The 7,179-nt window shown below is 40.7% G+C and carries 6 protein-coding genes; 3 read left to right on the top strand and 3 right to left on the bottom strand.

Going from position 1 to position 7,179, the window contains the following annotated elements; translation table 11 throughout:
- Positions 1-947 (top strand): IPTL-CTERM sorting domain-containing protein (locus tag AAF462_08495; protein MEM7009157.1); only part of this gene is annotated, 947 nt, incomplete at its 5' end.
- Positions 948-1,022: 75 nt separating this feature from the next.
- Here the strand turns inward: AAF462_08495 and ppc are convergent.
- Entirely contained in the window at positions 1,023-3,809 is a 2,787-nt protein-coding gene (gene ppc / locus AAF462_08490; protein ID MEM7009156.1) for a phosphoenolpyruvate carboxylase, read from the bottom strand.
- A gap of 176 nt (positions 3,810-3,985) precedes the next feature.
- Between ppc and AAF462_08485 the strand changes: the two genes are divergently transcribed.
- Both AAF462_08485 and sigZ read left to right on the top strand, forming a co-directional pair.
- On the top strand, positions 3,986-4,684 hold the full coding sequence (locus AAF462_08485) for a glutathione S-transferase family protein (protein MEM7009155.1): 699 nt from the start codon (positions 3,986-3,988) through the stop codon (positions 4,682-4,684).
- A 322-nt stretch (positions 4,685-5,006) separates the two neighbouring features.
- Complete coding sequence (gene sigZ, locus AAF462_08480) at positions 5,007-5,564, top strand: RNA polymerase sigma factor SigZ (protein MEM7009154.1); 558 nt, start codon at positions 5,007-5,009, stop codon at positions 5,562-5,564.
- 16 nt (positions 5,565-5,580) lie between these two features.
- Here sigZ and AAF462_08475 read toward each other — a convergent pair whose 3' ends face one another.
- Together AAF462_08475 and AAF462_08470 are read right to left on the bottom strand one after the other, a co-directional pair.
- The gene (locus AAF462_08475) at positions 5,581-6,234 is read right to left on the bottom strand and encodes a TetR/AcrR family transcriptional regulator (GenBank protein ID MEM7009153.1); all 654 of its coding nucleotides are present in this window, start codon (positions 6,232-6,234) and stop codon (positions 5,581-5,583) included.
- 76 nt (positions 6,235-6,310) lie between these two features.
- Positions 6,311-7,126 carry an SDR family oxidoreductase gene (locus tag AAF462_08470; GenBank protein ID MEM7009152.1) on the bottom strand — a complete coding sequence of 272 codons (816 nt, stop codon included), beginning with the start codon at positions 7,124-7,126 and terminating at the stop codon, positions 6,311-6,313.
- Positions 7,127-7,179: the final 53 nt, after the last annotated feature.

Raw genomic sequence — 7,179 nt, 5'->3', positions numbered from 1 at the left:
GTGTGCTGCCCAATATCTCTCAGGCTCAAACACAAGATGGTTCTTATTCTTACCGCATGAAGATGGTCAATATAAATCCTGAAACCACAGGGTTAAACGGCTATAAAGTAAGATCAGATGGTACAATCTCAATACCCCAAGGAACCGCGTTTAATTATCTTTCCCCACCAAGAGCTCCACTAGACTTTGAAACCCTTTTCCCTAATATAGACATTGATGATCTTGCTTGCGCTGATTTTAACAGGCCGGGAATATTTTGCGATCCTCTTACAGATCCAAGCTGTTGTTTAAACCCCACGCTTTATACTGGTGAGTGGAGATTTTGTTTTATGGTTCCGGACGGACTTGAGACATTAGATATCTGGGATGGTGATTTTGACTTTGGTTCAGCTTCTTTTGATAATAACGATAATTGTTTGAGCCCAGACAATATAGATGTAGATACCGATGATCAAAATACGCCGATACCACTTCCTGAGTGGGCTTTAAACACAGATGCTATTACCCAGTCTGCAAGCATACCAACCAACCCTTCTGATGATGACGGCTGCAACCCGCTATCTAATAGACCGCCTAGCGTTATATACGATCTTGTAAGCCCTGAGGGAGATAGATATTTGAACTCAAACCCATCAGGAAATATAGAATGGGAGCTGTTTAATATAACGATTCTGCCATTTGATCCGGATCTATACGATTTACAAGTAGATAATATTCCTGGTGGACTATGGTGCGTCGAAACAACCGGAAACAATATGCAAAATTTAAATTCTCTTCGTCTGCCTTTTGCCGTGATAGGAGTAGATGATGAAGGTGATCCTGTAATTGAGCCCCCTCTTGCTATGGAAGTTCCAACGCTAAACCAGTGGGGATTTGTAGTTCTTGCAGCCATTATCGGAATACTAGGAATTATGAGGGTTATTCGCAAAAGAAAAGCAGCAGCATAATATCAAAACAATTTAGAAAAATTAAAGGAGCTTGGTGCTTTCAGCATCGGCTCCTTTCCCACCTCTGATTAAACACTATCCCGTGTTCTTAAGCCCGGCTGATATGCCGTTGATCGTGAGTTTTATAATATCTACTAAATCCTCTTTTTCTTGATCAGAGATTCCGCCTTTTGAAAGGCGCCTTAGAAGCGCAACCTGGATGTAGCTTAACGAATCAATATAGGGATTTCTAAGCTCTATGGACTTTCTTAAGAAAGGATTGTTATCAAGAATTTCTTTTTGCCTGGTAATTTGGAGCACTACCTTGTGGGTTAAATTGTATTCATCTCTTACCTTATTAAAGATCCTTTTCCCAAGGTCTCTTGGAGATACTAAAAAAGAGTACTCAAGCCCGATCCACATATCGGCTCTGCTAAGAGTCATCTGAATATTATCTATATGGGATTTGAAGAACCTCCAATTCTCATACATGTCCTGTAGAAGTGCTAAATTTTTCTCCGGATCTTTCTCAATAAAGTTGTTTAGCGCTGTACCTACTGAATAAAACCCTGTGATAAGATGACGGTTTTGCGTCCAGCTAAATACCCAAGGAATAGCCCTTAGGTCCTCTATCTTGTCTGTCTGTTTTCTCTTAGATGGGCGTGAGCCGATCTGCATTTGCTGCACATATGATATCGGCGTGGCCTGCTGGAAATATGGGTAGAACTCAGGCTCTTCATAAACAAGCTCGCGCCAGGCCGATCTAGCATCTGAGGAAAGTTCTTCCATCACGTTTTTCCACTCAGGGTTTATATCCTCTTTGCCAAGACTTGTGAGGATTACCGAAGAAAGAACGAGTTCAAGGTTGTCCTCTGCAATCTCAGGAAGAGAGTAATTGCTGTAGATGACCTCGCCCTGCTCAGTTATCTTTATGCCCCCATCCACTGTGCCCGACGGGCGCGCTAATATCGCCTGGTTTGTAGGCCCTCCCCCTCTGCTCACTGTGCCTCCTCTTCCGTGGAAGAATATGTTTCTAAGTCCGTATTCATCAGCAAGTTGCTTAAGTGAACGCTGGGCCTTATGAACTTCCCAGCTCGAGCAAAGGTGCCCGCCGTCCTTGCCGCTGTCTGAGTAGCCGATCATTATCTCTGACAAATCGCCCCTTGCTCTTAGATGGTCTCTAAAAAGAGGGTTATCATACAGCATCTTCATTATCTGCGGCGCATTTTTGAAATCATCGATTGTTTCAAATAAGGGAACTATGTTTAATTTGCTAGTAATTTTACCGCCGTCATTAATATACAAATCAGCTTCTTTTGCTAACAATAGAACTTCAAGCACATTGCTTGCGCTTGAAGTCATGCTGATAATATAGGTATCAATACACTCGGGATCTATTGTATCAAGACCTTGTTTTATAGCTCCAAAAGTATTTAAGAGTTCCTTTGTGTCTTCAGAGAGATCAAGCCAGCCTGGAATAAGCGGCCTTGGGTTTTCAATCTGACTTAAAAGCCACCAAAACCTCTCATCATCAGACATTTGTTCATAGTTAACCAAGTTAAGACGGGTAGTTATCTCTATGATAGCCTTGCTATGGGTCTCACTGTTTTGTCTTATGTCCAGCTGGGCCATGTGAAATCCAAAAACGCTTACCTGCCTTATAAGTTTCTTTAGAATTGAATCCGCAAGCAGCTCGCCCCTATTTAAACGAAGGCTTTTATCTATGATCTCAAGATCGGCTACAAACTCGTCTTTGTCTGAGTAGGCATAGTTCTTTGGGATTCCGTTTATTTGATCTAACCTTGCGAGCAGCTTCTTTTGGATGTAGCTAAGTTTAATCCTATAGCTCTCATCGGGGTTTCTTATCCCAGATTCTTCATTTATTAACTTCTCATCTTGCTCTATCGAATCTAGGAGCTCTGTGCTAACATCAGCCTGTTTTTTAGATGCGCTAAGCTGATTCTCAAGCCGCCTTATCTGCTCAAGATATTTGTCCATGACAAGCTGCATCTGCATCTTTAGAACCTCAAGAGTTATCTTATGCGTAACAAAAGGGTTTCCGTCCCTATCCCCCCCAACCCATGAGCCAAACCTTAAAAACGAAGGAAGTTCTATATCAGAAAGCCCGTAGTGATCCTTAATCCTCTTTTCAAACTCAAGGTACACGCTCGTAAGGGCTTCAAAAAGGGTTTCTTTAAAATAGTACTGGGCGCTTCTGGCTTCATCTATCGGCGTGATCTTAAAGGCCGGAACCTCTTCGGTTTGCCAAAGCGAGGTTACCTGCGCTGTGATTTCAGTATATATTTCATTTTTTTCCTCTGAACTAAGAAGAGGATTGTGAGATTCCTCGAGCAAATAAGATATGTGGCGAAACTTCTCCAGCACGATGTGGCGGTTCACCTCTGTTGGGTGTGCAGTCAATACTAACTCTATTGAAATCTTATCTAATAGCTCTTTGAATTCATTAAAAGAGATCTGCTTTTTCCCAAGGGTCTCAAACAGACTCTCAAGTGAGCCCTCAACAGAGTCCCTGGTATCTGATATATATTTATACTCTCTCCTTCTTCTTATTCTATGGTTCTGTTCGGCTATATTTACCAGCTTAAAGTAGCTTGTAAAAGCCCTGGCCACTTTGTAGATATCTTTATCTGAAAGGGTTCTTATAGTAGATACAAGGTCATCTTTTTGGCTTTTTACATAATTTGCGCGCATATCCTTGGTAAGAGCTCTGACTTTCTCTTCTATTTCGAAAATTTCTTGCCCTTCCTGATGGATAATTACCTTGCCCAAAATGTTTCCAAGGAAGCGGACATCGGACCTGAGTGGTTTTTCCCTATCTATCTCTTTAGGTTTTAAATTGGAGTTTTCGTTAAATTCTGACAACTTTGATGACCCTCCTGATGATCTATATGTAATTAACGAAGGGCTAATAGGTCAAGTGTGACTTACTTTCAGTATAACAGAGAATTTGAGTATGTGCCCATGATTTTGAGTCTTTTCACAATCGTTTCCGTCTATATGCTTAAAATAAATTCAAAGAGTATAGAGGAGCTAATATAATGATAAAAGTTATAAGCTTTAAAATCTGCCCTTTTGTCCAGCGCGTTACCGCGGCTTTGGAATCAAGAAACATACCATATGAGATTGAGTATATAAGTTTAAGTGATAAGCCAAAATGGTTCTTGGATATATCTCCAAACGGACAGGTACCTGTACTAATCACAGAATCAGGGACAGCACTGTTTGAGTCTGATGCAATCATAGAATATATAGATGATCACTATAAGCCGCTGCAGGAGCTAAGCTCAGAGGAAAAAGCACTGGAGCGTGCATGGAGTTATCTGGCTAGCAAGTATTATTTAGTACAGTGCAGCACAATGCGTAGCAGCGACAAGAGGACATTGGAAGAAAGATCTCAGAACCTAGCCAAGGCTTTTGAGAAAGCAGAAAAGTATTTGGGACAGGGGCCTTTGTTTAAAGCAGGCAATATCAGCAAAGTTGACATAGCATGGCTTCCCCTGCTTCACCGTGCTGCCATTATTGAAAAACATACATGCCACGATTTTCTGGCCGATTTTCCTAAAGTTAAAAAGTGGCAAGCTGCGCTATTAGAAACTGGTATTGCTCAGAAATCAGTTGCTCAGGACTTTGAAAGTGCATTTACCGATTTTTACCTTTCAGAGAAGACGTACCTGGGAAAAGGCGAAGACTGCGCGGGAGGTGCTGACAATGCTTGCGCAACAAATAGCTGCTGTTAGGAGCTTGTTTGTTTTATTAATTGCTCCATATGATAGAGATAAAAAATTAATTTTGCGTCTTTTTTAACCTGTCTCCGTCTTTATTAGTGAAAGGCGAATAAAAACCGCTGAAAAAAAACGGAGGTAATAATCATGACTGAACAGGAAAAGAGTCAACCTTGTGAATGTGAGAACTGCAATTGTGAGTCTTGTAGTAAATGTACTTGTGAGTGCAGTAACTGCTCATGCTGCTAAAACAAGGATTATAAAGTAATAGGGTACACATTATGTTTAAAATGATTAAAATATATTGTGTACCCTATTTTTATGGGAAAATGTTAAGATGAGTGATACTAACACCACAAATATTGTGTGGGATGAATTCTCGGACCAGATTCGAAGATATCTCCTAGGTAAGGTTAAGCTTAAGGATGACGCAGATGACTTACTACAGGAGATATTTATCAAAATTCATAATAATATAAATCAGTTAGAAGACGAATCTAAACTAGCACCTTGGATTCATCAAATTGTTAGAAATACACTTACGGATTACTACAGAAAAAATAACCCTGAGACTGTCGAGCTAAATGAGGAAAGTACTGCAGAATATAGCAATGAGACAGATGATCTGCACGCTTCATGTATATCTGGGTGCCTTAGAGTTTTTATTGAACGCCTTCCTGATAAATATAAAGTTCCACTTGAACTATCAGACATAACTGGTTCTAAACAAAAAGATATAGCACAAGAAATGGGGCTTTCATACTCCGGGCTTAAATCCAGAGTACAAAGAGGGCGTCAGATGATAAAAGATATGTTTGTTGACTGCGCATGTGTAGCTCAAGATGGTGGCCTAAATGATGAAAATTGTGAGTTTTGCAGTCCGGCTACTAACTGAGAGCCGCTAACCAAAGTTACTTTGATCCCAAAAGTCCGTTCATCATATATTCCACAGAGTTTTCATAAAGCGGTTTGAATTCCGCCTTAAGGTAGCAGAGCTCGGGGTGTTTAAATGCCTCAAGCTGCATTTCATTGTAGTCTGTCATCTGAGATAGACCCACTGCTGAGCCCATTTGAAGGTATATGAACTTCACAGAGTTCTCAGGACTCAATTTTGGGAAAATCGAGCATAAAAGCTCCACAACCGTCCCAACCTCATCTTTAGTGCCAAATTTAAAATCCATAAAACTCTCAATACACACATTTCTCTCAAGATGTATAAACATGATTGAGACTAGCTCTAAGAGCCTCTTATTTTTTATCAGAACCTTAGTCCATATCTGAGCGAACTCTTTAACTTTATATTTCTTTTTTACATCGAAGCTCCTTACCAGATCCTTTCTCCACTTTACAAAATCCTGCATTAAGAACTCAAGGAATATCTCTTCTTTGGAACTGAAATACTTGTAGAGATTTGATCTGGTAAAGTTAGCTTCCTTTGCAATTGAAACAAATGTTATTTCTTCGTAGGGGTGTTTTTTGTAGAGCCTTTCTGTGGCAGAGATTATCTCTTTAACCCTATGTTCTTTCTGCTCACAACTCCTAGCTCTCTCCCATTTGCATTCCATATCCTAGCTCCGTGCTCATTAATCTAATAGTACTACGAAAATCTAATAGTACTACGAAGAAATTTCAAACCACAGACTAAAAGCCAAACTGATCCTTTATGCCTTGGATAAAGGTCTCATCATCGACCTGACTTCTCTGTGCAAGCCACTGCTCAGCATCTTCTCCGGCAACATATCTAATCGTGTTAGTGCCGTCAGTAGCTGCCTGATATATAACCTCTCCTACTAAAACAGGCTCAGCGGCGTTTTCCATCATTGGCTCAAGCGCAGCGTTTAGCGTGTCCACAGTATGCTGATATTCTGTGAGATTTTCATCATGATTAAAATCAAATGAGCGCCCTGCAAAATCAGTCTTGATTGCACCAGGCTCTACTAATTTCACTTTCACTCCAATATGTTCCATTTCGTAATGTAGTGCCTCTGTAATGCCTTCAACGGCAAACTTAGTACCGTGATATAGTGATCCAAGAGGTAAAGTGATTTTTCCTCCAACTGAGGTGATGTTAATTATGGTCCCGCTATGATTCTCTCTGAAGTGAGGAAGAATTGCTTTTGTTACATCTAAAACGCCTATAACATTTACATCAAACTGACGGACAATATTTTCCCTGGGAGTTGCCTCCAAAGGTCCAAATGCGCCGTACCCTGCGTTGTTTACGACCACATCAATCTTGCCGAACTTTGCGATTCCCTCGGCAATTGCGTTGTCAATGGAATCAAGGTCAAGCACATCTAGCCTTGTTACAAGCACGTTATCAAGGCCTGTAAGTTCTTCCTCTTTCTCCGGTGTACGCATTGTTGCGACCACGTTCCATCCTTTCTCAGCAAAATACTTTGCAGTGGCTTTTCCTATTCCGCTGCTTGATCCTGTGATAAGTACTGTGTTACTCATGTTACTGCCTCCTTAATATTTATTGACGCGCATATAAGCGACATCATGTCTCT

The sequence above is a fragment of the Thermodesulfobacteriota bacterium genome (assembly GCA_039028315.1).
In the GTDB taxonomy this organism is placed as follows: Bacteria; Desulfobacterota_D; UBA1144; order Nemesobacterales; family UBA2774; genus CR02bin9.
This window is presented reverse-complemented; position numbering and strand designations above follow the sequence as displayed.